Origin of the sequence: Qipengyuania sp. YIM B01966 (genome assembly GCF_016461955.1) — a bacterium.
Taxonomy (GTDB): domain Bacteria; phylum Pseudomonadota; class Alphaproteobacteria; order Sphingomonadales; family Sphingomonadaceae; genus QFOP01.
Genome location: NZ_JADMNM010000009.1, coordinates 1 through 18,498, shown reverse-complemented (window position 1 = coordinate 18,498; position 18,498 = coordinate 1). Strand labels below are relative to the sequence as shown.

General features: G+C 67.5%; 19 protein-coding genes. 7 read left to right on the top strand and 12 right to left on the bottom strand.

The features are described from left to right. Window positions 1-5 precede the first annotated feature (5 nt). The 8 genes from ILT46_RS10175 to sciP all read right to left on the bottom strand — a co-directional run bounded on the left by ILT46_RS10175 (window position 6) and on the right by sciP (window position 9,321). Window positions 6-695 (bottom strand): polysaccharide biosynthesis/export family protein, encoded by a 690-nt coding sequence (locus tag ILT46_RS10175; protein ID WP_199504535.1) that lies wholly within the window; start codon window positions 693-695, stop codon window positions 6-8. 8 nt (window positions 696-703) lie between these two features. Further along, window positions 704-2,005, bottom strand: coding sequence for an O-antigen ligase family protein (locus ILT46_RS10170; protein WP_199504534.1), 1,302 nt, complete (start codon window positions 2,003-2,005; stop codon window positions 704-706). A 26-nt stretch (window positions 2,006-2,031) separates the two neighbouring features. Next, complete coding sequence (locus ILT46_RS10165; protein ID WP_199504533.1) at window positions 2,032-2,391, bottom strand: hypothetical protein; 360 nt, start codon at window positions 2,389-2,391, stop codon at window positions 2,032-2,034. Window positions 2,392-2,457: 66 nt separating this feature from the next. Beyond that, window positions 2,458-3,684: a DUF445 domain-containing protein gene (locus ILT46_RS10160; protein ID WP_199504588.1), complete on the bottom strand. Its 1,227-nt coding sequence runs from the start codon at window positions 3,682-3,684 to the stop codon at window positions 2,458-2,460. A 53-nt stretch (window positions 3,685-3,737) separates the two neighbouring features. Continuing rightward, window positions 3,738-7,160 (bottom strand): efflux RND transporter permease subunit, encoded by a 3,423-nt coding sequence (locus ILT46_RS10155; RefSeq protein WP_199504532.1) that lies wholly within the window; start codon window positions 7,158-7,160, stop codon window positions 3,738-3,740. 18 nt (window positions 7,161-7,178) lie between these two features. Further along, on the bottom strand, window positions 7,179-8,387 hold the full coding sequence (locus ILT46_RS10150; protein WP_233397182.1) for an efflux RND transporter periplasmic adaptor subunit: 1,209 nt from the start codon (window positions 8,385-8,387) through the stop codon (window positions 7,179-7,181). A gap of 213 nt (window positions 8,388-8,600) precedes the next feature. Next, a complete protein-coding gene (locus ILT46_RS10145) occupies window positions 8,601-8,867 on the bottom strand; it encodes a GlsB/YeaQ/YmgE family stress response membrane protein (RefSeq protein WP_199504586.1) in 267 nt (88 codons plus the stop codon). 154 nt (window positions 8,868-9,021) lie between these two features. Further along, window positions 9,022-9,321, bottom strand: a complete 300-nt coding sequence (gene sciP / locus ILT46_RS10140; protein ID WP_199504531.1) for a CtrA inhibitor SciP — start codon at window positions 9,319-9,321, stop codon at window positions 9,022-9,024. Window positions 9,322-9,645: 324 nt separating this feature from the next. On the opposite strand from sciP, the gene mnmA reads away from it, so the two are divergent. Beyond that, complete coding sequence (gene mnmA, locus ILT46_RS10135) at window positions 9,646-10,839, top strand: tRNA 2-thiouridine(34) synthase MnmA (RefSeq protein ID WP_370592416.1); 1,194 nt, start codon at window positions 9,646-9,648, stop codon at window positions 10,837-10,839. Here the strand turns inward: mnmA and ILT46_RS10130 are convergent. Continuing rightward, a complete protein-coding gene (locus ILT46_RS10130; protein WP_199504529.1) occupies window positions 10,806-11,114 on the bottom strand; it encodes a hypothetical protein in 309 nt (102 codons plus the stop codon). The genes mnmA and ILT46_RS10130 overlap by 34 nt on opposite strands. Before the next feature lie 86 nt (window positions 11,115-11,200). On the opposite strand from ILT46_RS10130, the gene ILT46_RS10125 reads away from it, so the two are divergent. Beyond that, the gene (locus ILT46_RS10125; RefSeq protein WP_199504528.1) at window positions 11,201-12,346 is read left to right on the top strand and encodes a serine hydrolase domain-containing protein; all 1,146 of its coding nucleotides are present in this window, start codon (window positions 11,201-11,203) and stop codon (window positions 12,344-12,346) included. A 3-nt stretch (window positions 12,347-12,349) separates the two neighbouring features. On the opposite strand, the gene ILT46_RS10120 is transcribed toward ILT46_RS10125, so the two are convergent. The 3 genes from ILT46_RS10120 to pdxH are packed head-to-tail and all read right to left on the bottom strand — an operon-like array spanning window position 12,350 to window position 14,717. Beyond that, window positions 12,350-13,153, bottom strand: a complete 804-nt coding sequence (locus ILT46_RS10120; RefSeq protein ID WP_199504527.1) for a PhzF family phenazine biosynthesis protein — start codon at window positions 13,151-13,153, stop codon at window positions 12,350-12,352. Continuing rightward, entirely contained in the window at window positions 13,150-14,106 is a 957-nt protein-coding gene (locus tag ILT46_RS10115; protein WP_199504526.1) for a cation diffusion facilitator family transporter, read from the bottom strand. Before ILT46_RS10115 ends, ILT46_RS10120 begins: the two co-directional genes overlap by 4 nt. Continuing rightward, window positions 14,103-14,717 (bottom strand): pyridoxamine 5'-phosphate oxidase, encoded by a 615-nt coding sequence (pdxH, locus tag ILT46_RS10110; protein ID WP_199504525.1) that lies wholly within the window; start codon window positions 14,715-14,717, stop codon window positions 14,103-14,105. The genes ILT46_RS10115 and pdxH overlap by 4 nt, the downstream gene beginning before the upstream one ends. A gap of 122 nt (window positions 14,718-14,839) precedes the next feature. On the opposite strand from pdxH, the gene ILT46_RS10105 reads away from it, so the two are divergent. The 5 genes from ILT46_RS10105 to ILT46_RS10085 form a co-directional block, all read left to right on the top strand. After that, window positions 14,840-15,790: a DnaJ C-terminal domain-containing protein gene (locus ILT46_RS10105; protein WP_199504524.1), complete on the top strand. Its 951-nt coding sequence runs from the start codon at window positions 14,840-14,842 to the stop codon at window positions 15,788-15,790. Then, on the top strand, window positions 15,787-16,863 hold the full coding sequence (locus tag ILT46_RS10100; protein WP_199504523.1) for a YihY/virulence factor BrkB family protein: 1,077 nt from the start codon (window positions 15,787-15,789) through the stop codon (window positions 16,861-16,863). The genes ILT46_RS10105 and ILT46_RS10100 overlap by 4 nt, the downstream gene beginning before the upstream one ends. Continuing rightward, on the top strand, window positions 16,860-17,666 hold the full coding sequence (gene fabI / locus ILT46_RS10095; RefSeq protein ID WP_199504522.1) for an enoyl-ACP reductase FabI: 807 nt from the start codon (window positions 16,860-16,862) through the stop codon (window positions 17,664-17,666). Before ILT46_RS10100 ends, fabI begins: the two co-directional genes overlap by 4 nt. Next, window positions 17,667-18,116 carry a TylF/MycF/NovP-related O-methyltransferase gene (locus ILT46_RS10090; RefSeq protein WP_199504521.1) on the top strand — a complete coding sequence of 150 codons (450 nt, stop codon included), beginning with the start codon at window positions 17,667-17,669 and terminating at the stop codon, window positions 18,114-18,116. A gap of 34 nt (window positions 18,117-18,150) precedes the next feature. Then, the coding region (locus ILT46_RS10085) for a transposase (protein ID WP_199504520.1) at window positions 18,151-18,498 on the top strand (348 nt) is incomplete at its 3' end.

Genomic DNA, 18,498 nt, shown 5'->3' with positions numbered 1-18,498 from the left:
GCCCGTCAGAGGATCGTGAAGACATTGATCAGCGGCGCCGCGCGCAGGAAATCCTGCACCAGCGCCCGCCGCGCGGAATGGCCGACCACAACCGTGTCGCCCGGCAGGATTTGTGGATCGGCCACCAGCCCGCTGCGCAATTGCGCCAGGTCGAAGCGCGCGCCGATCCGCTCGGTGCCCTGATTGCGGAAGACGAAGATCTCGTCGCGCCGGGCGAGGTCGGTCGGGCTGCGCGCCAGCGCCAGCGCGCCGAGCAGCGTCAGCCGGCCGGTGACCGGATAGATGCCCGGCTGCTCGACCTCGCCTTCGACCACCACCGTGCGCGCGGCGCTTTCGACCAGATTCACCGCCACGCGCGGATTGCGCAGATAGCGCGCGCCGAGCCGCTCGGTCAGCGTGCGGGCCAGCGAATCGGGGTCGAGCCCGGCCGCGGCGACCGCGCCGATCAGCGGCATCTGGAACTGGCCGCGCTGGTCCACGGTGATGCGGTCAAAGCTCAGCTCGGGCTCCTCGAGCACCGTGATCGCCAGCACATCGCCTGGGCCGATCCGGTCAGCCAGTTGGTGGCCCTCCGGGCTGGAAACGGGAATTGCTTCGTAGGCGGCGGCGCCCGATGGCAGGGCCGGGTTGGATGGCACCGTCTGGCACCCGGCGAGCAGCGCCGCCACGCTGGCGATGCCGGCAATGCCCCTCACCCCTCGTTTCATCGCCGCCCGTTACCTTCGTGGCCCTGCCTACGTATTTCTGCGTAATTGGCCAGCACGATGCCGCCGGCAAGCGCCGCGAGCAAGGCCAGCGCCAGCGCGCGCAGCGGATAATCGACGGTCGAATGGAGCCCGAGCACGGCGAGGCTCGCCCCGGCCCAGCGCAATTCACCTCGCCGTGCCGGATCGCGCCAAGCGTGACAGAAGGCCCGACCGAGGACGGCGACGATAACCGCACCAGCGAGAATGCCGGGCAAGCCCGCTTCGAGCAGCCATTCCAGCCAGTCATTATGCACCCGGTTGGGCAGGGTCTGGTCGACCGTGTCGAGCCGCTCCTGCGCCATCAGCATGATCGGGGCGGTGCCGACCCCGCTGCCCGCCGGCCAGGTCGCCCGCACGCCCTGCCAGCCGGCGGCCCACAGCGCGGTGCGGGCCCCATCGCCTTGCATGAAGCGTGCGGCGACTGGCTGGAAAGCGGGCACCGCCATCAGCGCGGCGATCGCCAACGCACCGCCGGCAAGGCCCGCTGTCAGCCGCCTCGCCAGCCGGCGCGGTTCGCGCGGGGCAGGCCACAGCGCCAGCGCCGTTGCCGGCACCGCTACGGTAACCAGCAGCACGATGCCCGCGCGTGAGCCGGTCACCAGCACCCCCAGCGCCAGCAGCGCGGCCGCCATCAGCGCCAGCACGCGGCCGCGCGGCAGGCCCGCGCAGGCGACCGGTGTGGCCATCAGCGCGATCAGCAGGAAATCCGCCGCCGCGTTGCGATTGGCGAATTGCAGCGGGGGAAAGTCGCGGTGGCTTGCAGCATAGAACCGCATGGCGCCCGGCCCGCCGGCCCATTGCGCCGCGCCCAGCACCACCGCCGCCAGCCCGGCGGTGACCAATACGGCCAGCAGGAACTGCCGATCCCGTCGGTCCAGCGCGCTGACGCCCACCAGCATGATCGCGGGCACCACCAGCGCGAGCGCGCTGGCCAACGTCAGCGCGGGATGCAGCGACAGCGGGTGCCAGGCGTGGTCGCGGCCGGCGATCGCCAGCCCTTCGCGCAGCACGCCCCGGCCCGGCAGCGCGTGCCAAATGCCCGGCGGTAAGGGGATCAGCTGGAGAATCGGCACCGCCAGCAGCAGCCCGACCACCACCCACGCCGTCAGGGGCGGGCTGCGGTGCCAGCGCCACGGGCCAATCACCAGCGCGGTAGCGGTCAGCGCCGCGAGCAGTTGCACCACCACCTCGCTGAGCGCGGCCGGGCTGCCCCCGCCGCCCAGCAGCAGCCCGCCCGCCAGCAGCGCGGCCAGCGGCACGGTGGTGCGGGCGAAGCCTTCTCGGATCAGCCGGGGCTATCCTGGCCGGCGCGGGCGAGCAGGCTGGCCGAAGCCGCAACCGCCACGAGCAGCGACAGGATCGTGGTCAGCGGCAGAGTGAGAGTGACCGGCATCGTCACCGCCGATTGCGGGGCGATAGCGGTTTGGTCCGCCGGCGTTGCGGCAGCGGGATCTTCGCATACCGGCCGCCAAACCTGGTCGATCAGGCGCCAGCGCATCTCCTCGCCCCGCTCGAACTCGCACAGCGTAATGCTGCCCGGCTGGACGGGGGGCAGCGCCGCGCCCGATGTCGCCGCTGCGGGAGCGGCGAGCGCGAAGGATGCAGCGCAGGCGAGCGAAATCAGCAGGCGGGCAGGGCGGCGCATCGCGCATCTCCAGTGGCGGAGCGCTACCTATACGCAAAACTGCCTAGCCGGCCAAGCGGGGCGCGGTCAGAACACGCTGTCGAGGAAGTGGATGGTTAGCCCGACCAGCCCGCCGACCAGCGTGCCGTTGATGCGGATGAATTGCAGGTCGCGCCCGACGGCGCTTTCGATCCGGTCGGTCACCGTGCGCGCGTCCCAGCGACGGACGGTTTCCGACACCAGCTGGACGATCTGCCCGCCATGGCGCGTCGCCACCCCCACCGCAGCGCGGCGGGCGAAGCGGTTGATTTGCACCTGCAACCGCGGATCGCGCTTCAACGCTGTGCCGAGATCGGCCAGCGCGCCGGCGAATGCGCCAGTCACTCCGCCCCCAGCAACATTGGCCCCGCGCTGGCGGACGAACTCGATCAGACCCACCCGCAGCCGTTCCCACACGCCCTGCCACCACACGCCGACCGCCTGATTGGCGAGCAATTCGTTCTTCGCCCGCTCGACCCGTTCGCGGGTTGCGGGATCGTGCTGCAGGTTGGCGGCGATGCTTTCCAGCGCCTGCTCGATCCGCCCGCGCACGGGATGTTCGGGATCGACCAGCACTTCGGCCAGCAGCCGGTAGAGCCCGTCGAGTACCGAATTGGCCAGCCGCTCGTCCAGCCCGGTGATCCTGAGCAGCGCATTGGCGCGCTGGTGGATCATCTCGCGAACCAGCGGCTCGTTCGCTTCGAGCGCATGGCCGGCCCAGCGGATCGTCGCGTCGAGCAGCGGCAGATGCCGCTTGTCGGCAATCGCCGCCTCGAGCACCTGTCCGAGCACCGGGGCAATCTCGACCTTCTCGATCTGGCCCGCCAGCCCTGAGCGCACGCTGTCGCCCAGCCGTTCGGGATCGAGCGATTCGAGCACCTCGGCGAACAGTTCGCCCGCGCCGCCGGCAATCCGCGACCCGCCCCCGCCGCGTTCGGACGAGGCGAGGAAATCGCCCAGCCCGCGCGCCAGGTTCATCCCGCTCATCCGTCGGGCGACCACCGCCGGCGTCAGGAAATTGTCGCGCAGGAACGCCGCCATCGTGTCGGCGATACGGTCCTTGTTTTCGGGGATGATCGCGGTGTGTGGGATCGGAAGGCCCAGCGGGCGGCGGAACAGCGCGGTCACCGCGAACCAGTCGGCCAGGCCGCCGACCATCGCCGCCTCGGCAAAGGCCAGCACGTAGCCCCAGGCGGGGTGGAGATGCGCGAACTGGCGGACAGTCAGGAACACCGCCGCCATCGCCACCAGCAACAGCGTCGCGGTAATGCGCATCCGCCGGGCCCGGTCGGCGGGCGGCGCGCCGGGCAGCGCGGCCGGACGCGGCGTCACTCGGCCGGGACCGGCGCCGGCGCGTGGGGTGCGGGCCGCACGGGCGGACCCTCCAGATCATCGCCCGGCTGATAGGTCAGCAGCTTGCGGCGCAGCCACGGCCCGAGCCGCTTTTCAAAACCATCGGCGATGCTGAAGCCGGCCGGCACGATCAGCAAGGTCAGCAGCGTCGATAGCAGCAGCCCCCCGATCACCACCGTCCCCATCGGCGCGCGCCACGCCCCGTCGCCCGAAATCGAAAGCGCGGTCGGCACCATCCCGGCGGTCATCGCCACAGTTGTCATCAGGATCGGCTGCGCACGCTTGTGCCCGGCATCGATGATCGCCGCCTTCTTGGGCACGCCCGAGGCGATTTCCTCGATCGCGAAATCGATCAGCAGGATCGAATTCTTGGCAACAATGCCGAGCAGCATGAGCAGGCCGATATAGACCGGCATCGAGATCGGCTGCCCGATCAGCCCGAGCGCCAGCAGCCCGCCCAAGGGCGCCAGCAACAGCGAGGTCATGTTGACCAGCGGCGACACGAACCGGCGATAGAGCAGCACCAGCACCGCAAACACCAGGAGGATGCCGGTAATCACCGCGACGATGAAGTTCTGGATCAGCTCGGCCTGCCACTCATCCTCGCCCACCGGCGCGTTCGACACGCCCTGGGGCAGGTTCTGCATGATCGGCAGCTTCTGGATCGCTTCGTTGACCGGCCCCTTGACCGCGCCGGGGGCAAGGTCCGCGCCGACGAAAATACGCCGCTGCTGGTTGAACCGCTGGATCTGCGTCGGCCCGGCGCCGAAGCGGATATCGGCCACCCGGTCGAGTGGGACCGAGCCGCCGCTCGCGGTCGGTACCGGCAGTTTGCGGATCGTCTCGATATCGCGGCGCGACTGTTCGGGCAGGATCACCCGGATCGGCACCTGCCGGTCGCTGAGCGAGAACTTGGCCGCGTTCTGGTCAATCTCCCCCATCGTCGCGATGCGGATCGTCTGGCTGAGCGCCGAGGTGGTGACCCCGAGCTGCGCGGCGAGATCCATCCGCGGGACGATGATCAGCTCGGGACGCTGCATGTCGGCGGCGATGCGCGGGGCGACCGCGCCCTTCACGCCGCGCATCTGTTCGACCAGCGTCTGCGCCGTACGGTGGAGGAGCTCCGGGTCAGAGCCCGACAGCATGATCGAAATATCGCGCCCGGTGCCAAAGCCTCCCGATTGCGACATGAAGCTGATCCGCGCATCGGGGATCTGCTGCAATTGCGGGGTCATCCGCCGCTCGAATTCGAAGCTCTTTTCGTCGAGCCCTTCCTTGAGCGTGATGAACAGCCGGGCATTGCCCTCGCTGACGCGTTGCATCACCCGTTCGACATTGGGCTGCCGTTCCAGCAGCGCGGTCGCCTGATCGGCCACCGCCGCGGTCTGCTGAATGGTGGTGCCGGGCACCATTTCGATGCTGATCCGGCTCGACGTGTCGTTGATCTGGGGCTGGAATTGCTGCGGCAGGCCGGTGAGGAGCGCGAAGCTGTAGATCAGCGCGAACACCCCGGTCGCGAACATCCACATCCGGTGATCGAACATCCGTGCCCAGGTGCGCCCCGCCATCCAGCGATACCATTGGCCGAATCGCCCGGGAATCGCGCGCATGACGAAGCCGAGCCCGAAAGCCACCACCGCGCCGGCTGCAACCGCCGCCAGGATCGCCCCGATAACGGTGGCGATGATTGGGCTTTCCATTGCCGACAGCTTGCCGAACACCGTGACAAAGGCGAAAATTCCGGCACCCAAAGTTGCCACGATCACGAGGAAATAGGCGATCCCGAAGGTCCAGTGGAACCGCGCCGGGGTCAGCGCGGCTTTCATTTGCGCCGCCTTGCTGTCATCGAGCGTCCAGCGCAGGACCGCCATGTAGAGGTCCATCATCCGCCCCTCGCCATGCGAGGCCTGCCCGTGCGCTTTCAGGAAATAGGCCGACAGCATCGGCGTGATCATTCGCGCGACCGCCAGACTGATCAGCACCGCGACAACGATGGTGAGGCCGAAATTCTTGAAGAACTGCCCGGAGATGCCCGGCATTAACCCGACCGGCAGGAACACCGCGACAATCGACATTGAGGTTGCCACCACTGCGAGGCCGATCTCGTCCGCCGCGTCGATCGATGCCTGATAGGCGCTCTTGCCCATGCGCATATGGCGCACGATGTTCTCGATCTCGACGATCGCGTCATCGACCAGCACGCCCGCCACCAGGCTGAGCGCGAGCAGCGAGATGAAGTTCAGCGTGAACCCCATCAGGTCCATGAAATAGAAGGTCGGAATGGCAGAAAGCGGGATCGCGATTGCCGAGATGAATGTCGCCCGCCAGTCGCGCAGGAAGAAGAACACCACCACGATGGCGAGGATCGCCCCCTCGATCATCGCCGCCATCGAGCTCTCGTACTGGCTCTTGGTATAATCGACAGAAGTGAACAGCTGGATGAACTCGACGCCGGGGTTTTCCGCCTTGATCTTGGCCAGTTCCTCGACCGCCGCATCATAGACGGTCACGTCCGACGCGCCCTTGGCCCGTTCGATGCTGAAGGTGACGACCTGCCGCCCGCGCAGCTTGGCGATCGAGGTCTGTTCCGAACTGCCATCGCTGACCCGGGCGACATCGCCCAGCCGGATAGTCCGCCCGCCGCCCAGATTGACGCGGGCATCGGCGAGCTCGGTCGCCGTATCGGCATTGCCCAGAACGCGCACCGACTGGCGCGACCCGGCAATCTCCGCCTTGCCGCCGGCGGCATCGACATTCACCTGGCGCAGCGCAGCATTGACCTGCATCGCGGTGACGCCGAGCGATTGCATCCGCGCGGGATCGAGCACCACGCGGATTTCGCGGTCCACCCCGCCTGCCCGGCTGACTGCGGCCATGCCGGTAATGCCGAGCAGCCGCTTGGACACGGTGTCATCAACGAACCAGCTGAGCTGCTCGATCGTCATGTCGTCAGCGCGCACCGCGTAATAGGCGATCGGGCCGGCGCCCCCGATATCGACCTTGGTCACGCGCGGTTCGATGATACCGTCGGGCAGGTCGGAGCGGATCTGATCGACCGCGTTCTTGACCTCGTTCACCGCCTCGTCGGGATCGGTGCCGATTTCGAACTGGACGAAGGTGTTGCTCGCGCCTTCGCTGGCGGTGGACTGGATTTCATCGACCCCGCGCACCGAACGAATCGCGCCTTCGACCTGTTCGGTGATCTGGGTGACGATTTCGGTCGGCGCGGCGCCCGGCTGGGCGATGGTCACGTTGACTGCGGGAAAATCGATATCCGGATTGTTGTTCACATCCATCCGGTTGAAGGCCAGGATGCCGGCCATCATCAACCCGATGAAGAAGATGATCGGAATGATCGGGTTGCGGATCGACCAGGCCGAAATGTTACGCAGGTTCATGTCGCTCGCCGTCCGCGCTCAGTTGCGCCGCTGCAGGCGCGGCGAGACCCTGTCGCCTTCGCTGAGAAAGCCGCCCGCGCGCAGCACGACCCGTTCGGTGCCGGCGAGACCTTCGATGATGGCGATCCCGTCATTGGTGACAAGCCCGGTCTTGACCGCCTGCCGCTTGACCCGGTTGTCCTGCCCCACGATCCAGACGAAGCTGCCATTATCGTCGGTCTGGATCGCGCTTTCGGGCAGCATCGGGGCGACGACTGTGCCGCTGTTGATGGTCGCGGTAGCAAACCCGCCTGGCCGCAAGCCGGCTGCATAGGCGAGCGCAATGCGCGCGGTGCCCTGCCGCGTGGCCTCGTCGATGGTTGGCGCGATCTGCCAGACCTGGCCGGTGAATTCCTGATCGGTGCCGACCGGCGTGACCGTGGCGGACGTGCCGGGCGCGAGATTGCGCAACGAATCCTCGCCGACCCGGGCCAGCAATTCCATTTCGCCGCCCTGCGCGATGGTGAACAGCGGGCCGGAGCCCCCGCTGACCACCTGGCCCGGCTCGACATTGCGCGCCAGCACCAGCCCCGATGCCGGGGCATAGACGTTGAGCCGCGCGGTCCGTTCGCGCAATTCGCGCGCCTGCGCCTGCGCCACGCGCACGCGCGCGGCGGCGGCATCGCGGGTGGCGGTCAGCCGGTCGACATCGGCCTTGGAGATAAACCCACGATCGACCAGTTGCAGCGCACGGTTGAGATTGGACTGGGCGAGATTGGCGTCGGCCTGCGCCACCTGAATTTGCGCGCTGGCGCTCGCAGCCTGCTGGTTCTGGACCTCGCGGTCGATCGCCACCAGCACCTGGCCCTGGCGCACCCAGTCGCCCTGATCGACAGTCACCGAGACGACCCGGCCGCCTTCGCCGACGGCCCCGACAGGCAGCTCGCGCCGCGCGGCGAGCGTGCCGGTGGCGCTGATCGTGCCTTCGATGGTGGCGCGGCCGGGGGCGATGACCGTGACCACCGGCACCTGCTCGGCGGACTTGTCGTCCTCGGCCGGGGAGCCGTCGCGCATGAAATACCAGGCCGCCAGCGCCGCGCCGAGCGCGAACAGTACCGCCAGAATGAGATAGCGGCGGCGCTTGTCCGCGGGCGGCGCGCCGACCCCTTCCAAGGAAGGCTCGACGGTCGAAAAGCCGTGCATCTCACCCTGTTGCGGCGCGATCCCCGCCGTCCTGTCGTAATCCATTGACCGCCTCAGTCCCGCGCCCCGGCGGGTGTTATATTCGTCTAGGTCACTGCTCGCAACCTTGGACGCCGGGCGATAGCGGGTGCGCGGGCTGCCGGCAATCAGTCACTCGACCGGCGACCTTGTCGGGACGACCGAACGCGGACAAGCAAAAGGGGCGGAAGCCTGCGCCTCCGCCCCTTCACTTTGCTGCTGTTACAGCGGGCGCCGATATTACCGGACGCGGCCGCGCTGCACCAGATTGGCGATAGCGAGCAGGATGATGGCACCCAGCACGGCGATCAGGAACGAGCCGAGGTCGAATTCCTGGATGCTACCACCGAAGCCGAGCAGCGGCGCCAGCAGCGCGTTACCGATCAGCGCGCCGACGATACCGATGATGATGTTCCACATGATGCCCATCGAGGCGTCACGGTTCATGACCAGGCTCGCCAGCCAGCCGGCGACACCACCCACGATAATTGCGATAATCCAGCCCAGCATTTGCATTCCTCCTGTTTGAAATACCATACGGTATTGCCACCTTAACGGCGGTCTGGGCCCTGTGGTTCCCGCAAAAGCGCGGCAAGGCGAACAGATGGTAAGGCAAAGAGGTGGAACCGCCAAACGCCTCGTGGGCCCCGGTGGATAAGTCTCAATATTTCAGCTGGCGTTCGTAAAGGTCGCGGTAATGCTGAATTCGGGTGACGCGCAGACCCTGCATACCCGAGCGATCGACGGCCCGCTGCCACGATGCGAATTCCTCAAGGGTGAGGTTATATCTCTCGAGCACCTCGTCGAGCGTCAGCAAACCGCCATTAACCGCGGCGACAACCTCGGCCTTGCGGCGCACGACCCAGCGGCGGGTGTTAGGCGGGGGCAAATCAGCGATCGTCAGCGGTTCGCCGAGCGGCCCGATGACCTGCGCTTGCCTGATATCCTGATGTTCCATCACTGCGATCCCTGGTAAACGTCCGCTAGAACGGTCGGTATCGCCGACGCTCCCTTGCGATGTCCTGAAGTGCCATGGTTAATGCGGCGTTTGGCGCGATAGCCAGGTTGGTTGCGCCGGGCCGCGATACGCGCAACCGATCCCGCCCAGTCGAGCGCGAATACGGCATCGGACTCGAGACCGGCGTGGGCAACGGGAAAGACATTCGGCAAAGTCATCGACACCCTGATGGCACCGGTTGGTCAAGATCAGGTAAATGCCCTTCATATCGGAAACCCTGTTGCCGGGAGTGCCAGTGCGGTATGGGCGCGGCTGATGAGCGCCCTTATGCCCATAACCGCGCCCGGCCCCCTGCGCGATCCGGCCGCCGCCGCCCGGCTGTTCGACCTGCCCCGTCCGGCTGACCAGTGCCGGATCGTGGTGGCGATGTCGGGCGGGGTCGATTCCTCGGTGGTCGCCGCGCTGGCTGCCGCCACCGGTGCCGAGGTGCTGGGCATCACGCTCCAGCTGTACGATTACGGCGCTGCGACGGGCCGCAAGGGCGCGTGCTGCGCAGGCGACGATATCCGCGACGCGCGCGCCGTGGCGGACCGGCTGGGCATCGGCCATTACGTGTTCGACCATGAAAGCGCCTTTCGCGAGGAGGTGGTCGAACGCTTTGCCGACGATTATCTCGCCGGGCGGACCCCGGTGCCGTGCATCCGCTGCAATATGGGGCCCAAATTCACCGATCTCCTGCGCATGGCCCGCGAACTGGGTGCCGATTGCCTCGCCACCGGCCATTATGTCCGCCGCGTCATGGGCGCGGACGGGCCGGAGCTGCACCGGGCGGCCGACCACGCGCGCGACCAGTCCTATTTCCTGTTTGCGACGACCGAACCGCAGCTCGATTTCCTGCGGTTCCCGCTGGGCAGCTTGCCAAAGAGCGCGGTGCGTGAGCTGGCCGAGGCCGCGGGCCTGCGCAACGCCGCCAAGCCGGACAGCCAGGATATCTGCTTCGTGCCCGACGGCGATTATGCACGGATCGTCAAACAGCTCCGCCCGGCGGGCGGGGAGGACGGCCCGATCATCCACGCCGAAACGCGCGCCGAACTGGGCCGACATCACGGGATCGTCCATTTCACCGTCGGCCAGCGACGCGGCCTGGAAATTGGCGGGCAGAGCGAGCCGCTCTATGTTGTCGGCATCGAGGCGGCGAGCCGCGCGGTGCTGGTCGGCCCGCGGCGGATGCTGGCTGTCGCCAGCGCGCGCCTTGGCGGCACGAACCGCATCGGCCCGCGGCTTATGTCCGAGCAGCTCACTGCCAAGGTCCGCAGCCTGGCCCGGCCCGTGCCAATTACGCTGGAAGGGCCGCTGGGCGACGGGGCCGAGACGGTGATCCGCTTCGCCGCGCCCGAATATGGCGTCGCGCCGGGGCAGGCGGCGGTGCTTTATGCCGGTGACCGGGTGGTCGGCGGCGGCTGGATCGAGGATACCGAGGCGGCGCTTCAGCCGTCCCACGGCTCCAGCACGCAGCCATAGCCGTCGCGCAACCGCGCCGTCTCGCTCGCCAGCAGCGGGAAGCGCGCGGTAACGCTTTTCGCCTCGGCATCCTCGCTCAGCATGACCAGTTCCATCCCCGCCATCTTGTCCTTGGCGCAATCCTCGAGGCTGCGCCCGGCGACGAAGCGGCACGAGCAGCCGACGCGCGCCATATAGGCCGCACCGACCCCGCTATAGCCGAGCATGGGCGTGCGCCAGACGAAGGCGGCGGCGGCGATCGCGGCGATCACCGCCAGCATCACCCAGCGCATCATGCGCCCGCCGGCCCTTGCCCGCTGCCTTGCGCGCCTGCTGCTGTTTGCAATTGCCAAGCCCGATTCCCCTGTGCGAATGCGCCGCAATGCCGCGTTTCCGCCGCCCCTCTATCGCCGCCCCGCTGCTGGTGCCAGTGCTTGTCGCGCTGGCCGGATGCGGCGCCCCGGCGCCGGCTGAGAAGCCACCGTTGACCCAAGCGGCATTGGCTGCCGTCAAGGAGGATGCCGGCGCCCCGCGCGACCAGCTTGCCCGCAAGATCGACGATCTGTTCGCCGATCCGGCGGCGATGGGCGAAACGCGCGCGCTGCTGGTGATGCATGGCGGGCGGGTGGTCGCCGAACGCTATGCACCCGGTTATGGCCCCGACACGCGCTTTGTCAGCTGGTCGATGGCCAAGACAATTACCGCAGTGATGATCGGGATGCTCGTCGCGGACGGGCGGCTGAGGTTGGACGAGAGCCCGCCAATCCCGCTGTGGCAGCGGCCGGGCGACCCGCGCGGCGAAATCACGCTGCGCCAATTGCTCCAGATGCGCTCGGGCCTGCGCCACACCGAAGGCGGCGACCCGCCCTACGAATCGAGCGAGGCGGTGATGCTGTTCCTCGCCGGGCGCGACGACATGGCGCGCTTTGCCGAAGAACAACCGCTGGAAGCGGAACCGGGCGCGAAATTCGAATATTCGAGCGCTACGACGGTGATTCTGTCAGACATCGCGGCGCGCGTGCTGGCCCATGCGGCCGGCGCCGAGGCGCGCCGGCAGGCGGTCGACGAATTCCTCAAGGCGCGGATTTTCGCCCCGCTGGCGATGGATTCGATGGTCCCCGAATATGACGCTGCCGGCACCCAGATCGGCGGCAGCCTGATCCACGGCACTGCGCGCGATTGGGCCCGGTTCGGCGATTTCCTCCGCAACAAGGGCTCGTATCGCGGCTCGCAACTGGTGCCCCGCCAATGGGTCGAGTTCATGACCCGGCCCAGCCCGCGCGCGGCCGATTACGGCGCGCAGACCTGGCTCAACCGGCGCAGCGAGGCGCGCGGGGATGATCAGGTGCTGTTCCCCGGACGGGGCCCCGCCAGCCTGTTTTCGCTGGTCGGCCATATGGGGCAATATGTTATCGTCTCGCCCGACCAACAGCTGACCGTGGTGCGCCTTGGCCATTCTGACGATGCCCAGCGGGCCGCGCTGATGCCGGCGCTGGCCGAGATCGTCGAACTCTATCCAGCGCGCTGAGCGTCAGCCGGGCAGCCGGAACGTTCCTGCGACCACAGTGGCGCAGCGCCCGGTGAGGATGGCCCTGTCGCCGTCAAGCCGGCACAGCGCCTCGCCGCCGCGCTGGCTGGCCTGCAGCGCGCTGAACCGGGCACGGCCCAGCCGCTCAGCCCAATAAGGCGTCAGCACCGCATGGGCCGACCCAGTGAAACTGTCCTCGTCCACCCCCGCGCCCGGCACGAACACGCGGCTCACCACGTCCGTCGCGCCGCCTGGTGCGGTGCAGATGAACTGCCAGTCGCCCAAAGCGGCAAGCGCGCGCAGATCGGGGCGAAGCGCGCGCACAGCGGCCTCGTCAGCGAACACGAACAGCGCATAGCGATGCTCGCTGAGATACACTCTAAGCATATCGCCGCCGAGCAGCGCCACCGCGTCATCAAAATCGCCCGGCACCGTGGGAATCGCCGGCAGCGCCAGATCGTAACCGTCCGCGCAACGCCTGACGCTCAGCACGCCGGCCTGCCGCGTGCGGAAGCGGACTTCGGCCGCATCGCCTGCCGCCAGCATCGCATGGCCGCTCGCCAGCGTGGCGTGGCCGCACAGGCGGACCTCGGTGGCCGGCGTGAACCAGCGCAGCTCCCAATCCGCCGCGTCGCTGGTGTCGGGCACCAGGAAGGCGGTTTCGGCAAAGTTGTTTTCCGCCGCGATCCGCGCCAGCCAATCATCGCTGAGCCAGTGGTCGAGCACCATCACCGCCGCCTGATTGCCGGTCAGCGGGGCATCACCCAACGTGAAAGCATCAATATGCCAGTAGGGATAGTCCTTCACCCCGGCAGTCCTTCGCGGCCCGGCAGCAGCTCGGTCGCGGCGACGCCGACCTCGTCGAGATGGCCCTCGGGATCGGGATGGATAAACACCTCGACCCCGGGAAATTCCTGCTCCAGCCGGGCTTCGATCTCGTCCATCAGCCGGTGCGCTTCGAGCACGGTCAGATGCGGATCGACCGCGGCGTGGAACTGGACGAAATCATGCGCCCCGCTGGTCCGCGTGCGCAGATCGTGCACCCCGCGCAGCTCCGGATGGCGGGCCAGCACGGCGAGGAATTGCTGGCGGCGTTCTTCCGGCCATTCGCGGTCCATCAGATGGTCGAGCGCCTCCGAGGAAGCCGACCATGCGCCCCAAAGCAGCCACAGCGCGATCGCGAGGCCGAACAGCGGGTCAGCCCCGGTCACACCCAGATAGCGGTCGAGCACCAGCGCCGCGATCACCGCCAGGTTGAGCAGCAGGTCTGATTGGTAATGAACGTTATCGGTCCTGATCGCGACAGAACCGGTGCGGCGGATGACATGGCGCTGCCAGGCAAGCAGCGCCAGTGTGGCAAGGATCGCCAGCAGCGACACGCCGATGCCTTCCTCCGCGCTGGCCACCCGGCTGCCGGCGAGCCATTGCTGGACCGCGCGAAAGGCAATCCCGACGGCCGAGATCACGATCAGCATGACCTGCACGAACGCCGCCAGCGCCTCGGCCTTGCCGTGGCCGAAGCGGTGGTCTTCGTCCGCCGGCATGGCCGCGATCCATACCCCCGCCAGCGTGGCGAAGCTCGCCACCAGGTCGAGCGCGGTATCGGCCAGGCTGCCGAGCATGGCGGTCGAGCCGGTGCGCCAGACCGCCCAGGCCTTGAACCCGACCAGCACCAGCGCCATCGCAACAGAGGCATAGGCCGCGCTGCGGGTCAGCCGGGCGCGTTCTTCCGCGGCCGCCGGGGTGCGCGCCGGGCTCATGGATAGAGCAGGGTGCTGGTCCACCCCCCTCCATCGCGCTCGAACCGCCGGCGGTCATGGATCCGCGCCGGCCGGTCGAGCCAGAATTCGATCGCGCGCGGGGCGAGGTTAAAGCCGGTCCAGTGCGGCGGGCGCGGGATGTCGCCGGTCGGATGCTCGGCCGCCAGCGCCGCGATCCGGTCGAGATAGTCCCCCCGCTCGGCCAGCGGGCGCGACTGGTCGGACGCCGCCGAGCCGATCTGCGAGACGCGCGGGCGCGAATGGAAATAGGCGTCAGCCTCGGCTGCGCTGACCTCGGCGAGCGGCCCCTCGACGCGCACTTGTCGCCTGAGGCTCTTCCAGTGAAACAGCAGCGCCGCCTGCGGATTGGCGGCAATCTCGCCGCCCTTGCGGCTGCCGGCGTTGGTATAGAAGGTGAAGCCTTCCGGCCCGAACCCCTTCAGCAGCACCATCCGCACGGATGGCGCGCCTGTTGGCGTGGCAGTGGCCAGTGCCATCGCATTGGGATCATTGGGCTCGGCACCTTCCGCCTCGGCCAACCAGCGCGCGAACAGGCCCAGCGGGTCGCTGTCGGGCAAGGCGCTGTCGCGATTGTCGGGGCTGTCGCTCATGGCGGTTATCTTCCTTGGCTCGGCCATTGCCCTAGCTGCGGCGGCGGGGCGGGGAAAGTCCCCTCGCCCGCGCGGGCGATCACCGCTTGCGCCCCGGCGGTGCATTACCTAGCTACCACGCGATGCCTGATCCCTACGCAATTCTCGGCGTGCCGCGCACCGCCTCCGACAAGGAGATCAAGAGCGCCTATCGCAAGCTCGCCAAGGAGCTGCACCCCGACCGCAATACCGACAATCCCAAGGCGGCCGAGAAATTCTCCGCCGCGACCCAGGCCTACGATCTGCTGTCCGATGCCGACAAGCGCGCCCGCTACGACCGGGGCGAGATCGACGGCGAGGGCAATCCGGCCAATCCCTTTGCCGGTATGGGCGGCGGCGGCGGCTTTCGCGGCGGGCCGGGCGGCGGTTTCCGGCCCGAGGATTTCCGCGGCTATGCCGGCGGAGGCGGCGGCGAGGAAGTCGATCTCGGCGATATCTTTGAAGGATTGTTCGGCGGGCGCGCCGGAGGTGCCGGCTTTGGCGGTGCGGGCAGCCGGCGCGCCGCCCCACCACCGCGCGGCGCCGATATCCAGTATCGCCTGCGCGTGCCGTTCATCGATGCGGCGACTCGCGCCGACCAGCGAATCACGCTGGCCGATGGCAAGACGATCGATCTGAAACTTCCCGCCGGCACGGCTGACGGCACGCAGATGCGCCTCAAGGGCAAAGGGCAGCAGGGCCCGGGCGGCACCGGCGACGGGCTGGTCACGATCGAGGTCCAGCCGCACGCTTTCTTCACCCGCGAGGGCGATGATGTCCGGCTCGACCTGCCGGTTACGCTCGACGAGGCGGTGGCCGGCGCCAAGGTCCGCGTGCCGACGGTCGATGGGCTGGTGATGATGAATATCAAGCCGGGCACCGGCAGTGGCACCGTGCTGCGGCTGAAGGGCAAGGGCTTTTCCAAAGCCGGCGGCGGGCGCGGCGACCAGTTGGTTCGGGTCGCGCTGGTGCTGCCGGCTGACACCACCGAGCTTGCCGCGCGGCTGGAAGGGTGGCGCGACAGCTCGAATCCGCGCAGCGCGCTGGGCGTATGACCGGGGCGGCCGCCCCGCTGCCGGACAGCGCCGCCGCCGATGCTGCCGCTGACGCGCCAGTCCCCGACGCGGAGCCGGTCCCCTCGCTGTCCCCCGAGGCGCGCCGCCGCGCGGCCCGCCGGCAGCAGCTCAGGACCCGCGTCGCCAGCCGCGTCGGCCCGGGGACGCGCATCTTCGAGATCGCCAAGCGGGTGCTGCTGGGCGCCTATAATGACGGTTTCATCCACGCCGGAAACCTTGCCTATATGGCGATCCTGGCGATCTTTCCGTTCTTCATCACCGGCGCGGCGATCTTCTCGCTTTTCGGCGAGGAGGCGGACCGGGCGGCGACCATCAATGCCATCCTCCTGGCACTCCCGCCGGTTGTGGCCGACGTGATCGAACCCGTCGCGCGCGATGTCGTCACCGCGCGGTCGGGCTGGCTGCTGTGGATCGGCGGCGCGGTCGGGCTGTGGACCGTGTCGAGCCTGGTCGAAACGATCCGTGACATCCTGCGCCGGGCCTATGGCACGCCCGCAACGCTGGCCTTCTGGCGCTATCGGCTGCTGTCCTTCGGGATCATCCTAGCAGCGGTCATCCTGCTGTTCGCCTCGCTGTTTGCGCAGGTGCTGATCGGCGCCGCGCAGGAAGTGATTGATGCCTATATGCCCGAACTGGGCGATGCGCTGGGCACCTTGCGGCTGACCCGGATCGTGCCCGCATTCGGCCTGTTCGGCTCGATCTACCTCCTGTTCCTGACGCTGACGCCCAAAGCCTATCGCAAGCGGCGCTATCCCAAATGGCCGGGCGCGCTGACGGTCACCGTCTGGTGGATCGCCGTGACGCTGGCGCTGCCGCCGGCGCTGCGCAGCTTCTTTTCCTATGACCTCACCTACGGAGCGCTGTCGGGGATCATGGTGGTGCTGTTCTTCTTTTACCTCGTTGGCCTTGGCGTCGTCGTCGGGGCCGAACTGAACGCGGCTCTGGCCGAAACCCCCGAGGAACAGAATGTGGTCGGCCAGGCCGATGATCTTGCGCGAGCCGCCGCGCACCGGCAACAACAGACGGACACAGAGTTGGAGACAGGGCAATGAACGGTCTGATGGCAGGCAAGCGCGGCCTCATCATGGGGCTGGCGAACGACAAGTCGCTGGCCTGGGGGATTGCCCGCCAACTGCGCGAACATGGCGCGGAGCTGGCGTTCTCCTACCTCGGCGAACCCCTAAAGAAGCGGGTCGAACCGCTCGCTGCCGAGCTTGGCTCGGACTTCGTGTTCGAGGCCGACGTTGCCGATATGGACGCGCTCGACCGCGCTTTCGCGTTGATCGAGGAACGCTGGGGTACGCTCGACTTCGTGGTCCACGCGATCGGCTTTTCCGACAAGACCGAGCTGCGCGGCGGCTATATCGATACCAGCCTCGACAATTTCCTGATGACCATGAACATTTCGGCCTACAGCCTGGTCGCGGTGACCAAGCGCGCCGCCGCGCTGATGCCCGAAAGCGGCGGCAGCATCCTCACGCTGACCTATTACGGGGCGGAAAAGGTCATCCCGCATTATAACGTGATGGGCGTCGCCAAGGCCGCGCTGGAAGCCAGCGTACGCTATCTCGCCAACGACCTCGGCCCGCGCAACATCCGCGTCAACGCGATCAGCGCCGGCCCGATCAAGACGCTGGCGGCCAGCGGCATCGGCGATTTCCGCTACATCCTGCGCTGGAACGAGCTGAACGCCCCGCTGCGCCGCAACGTGACCATCGACGATGTCGGCGGGGCCGGGCTGTACCTGCTATCCGACCTCGCCAGCGGGGTAACGGGCGAGGTGCATCACGTCGATGGCGGTTATCACACAGTCGGCATGAAACAGGAAGACGCGCCCGATATCGGGCTGGATTGAATGGACTCATCATTATTTACCGATAAGGAAGCCCGCAAATTCAGTTTACAAGACGATCATGCTGACACCAAATTTGCGCTACGCACTTCATCCAATTCTTCCTCGGAGGATGGGTTTTCTAAAACTGCTCAGCCAAATGCAACCCACGCTGGCGAGGCTGATCGAAATCAGCAATCCGTACACGCTGGTTTCGGCTCGAATCGCGTAAGCCTGTATCGTTTGGCCGAGCAAACCATGCTCAATGGGATTGCTGGTGATTGTGTGGAAATCGGCGTGCACCGCGGGGGCAGCGCTGCAATCCTTGCTGGCCTGCTGAAAGAATGTGATCCCACAGGCCACCGCACCCTATCTGTTCGACCGATGGGGCGATCTACCGGACACGACGGTGGGATGGCTTTCGGGCAGAACAGTATGCTCGCGCGAACATTCCGGACAAACTTGCCAAATTAGCTGCCGACAATCCGCTGGAATCGACTAGTCGGGGTTGAGCCGGGGCGATCTGAGCGAAGCGGAATGGTGTATTTTGAGAGGGTTGCTGTCAATTGACGTGGCAAACCGCGGCCGGGCGCGACCGCCTGAAGAGAACCGCTCCATCATCAACGGCATACTCTGGCGGGTGCGTTGCGGGACGCCGTGGCTCGATGTGCCGCCCAAATACGGCAACTGGAACACGATCTACCGGCGCTTCCGGCGCTGGAGCGAGGCCGGGGTCTGGGAGGCGCTATCGGTCAGCCTGGCCGAGGTCATGGCGGACAGCGGCCACTACAGCATAGACAGCACCACGGTTCGCGCCCACGTTTCGGCGGCGGGCGGAAACGTATGGCCCGCCCCG